We start from the raw sequence: 547 nt of genomic DNA, 5'->3' as shown, positions 1-547 counted from the left end.
AACGGCACAGGCTGACCATGGTCGTCAAGCAGATAGAGCCGCGTGTTCGCGATTGGGCGGCCGATCGGTACGATCGCCCCGTCAAAGTCATCGGGGCAGTTCCAAACGGTGGCGCAAACTGTTGCTTCCGTCGGGCCATAAGCGTTGACGATGCTTGCTTGGACTAGACTTCGAATGAGTTCAGCCTTCGGGAGCTCTCCAGCAAGAATGAGCACTTGCGGGGCCAAACATTGCAGATCCCTACGTGCCTGAAGCAAGGCTGGAGGTAACGTCGCATGGGTGATGGATTCGCTCTGCAGGTAATCCGATAGCCTGTTGCTCGCCTGGCGGAGCCCGTTCGCAGGCAAATGCAATGCGGCGCCGGAGCCAAACGCCATAACAAGCTCCGAAGCACTTGCATCAAAGCCGAAGGAGGCGAATTGCACGACACTGCTATTTGAACAAACGCCAAAAAGTCCGATCTGAGCCAAGCCCAGATTTACCAATCCCCGATGCTCGACCATGACACCCTTAGGCGTTCCGGTAGAGCCGGAGGTGTAGATGACAT

General features: G+C 56.5%; 1 protein-coding gene. It reads right to left on the bottom strand.

Translation table 11 applies throughout. The features are described from left to right. A partial coding sequence (locus AYK65_RS30980) for an AMP-binding protein (protein WP_139793403.1) occupies positions 1-547 on the bottom strand: 547 nt, incomplete at both ends.

It is taken from the genome of Ensifer aridi, assembly GCF_002078505.1.
GTDB classification, from domain to species: Bacteria; Pseudomonadota; Alphaproteobacteria; order Rhizobiales; family Rhizobiaceae; genus Sinorhizobium; species Sinorhizobium aridi.
The sequence above is the reverse complement of the archived record's forward strand: the minus strand, read 5'-3'. Positions and strand labels throughout refer to the sequence as shown.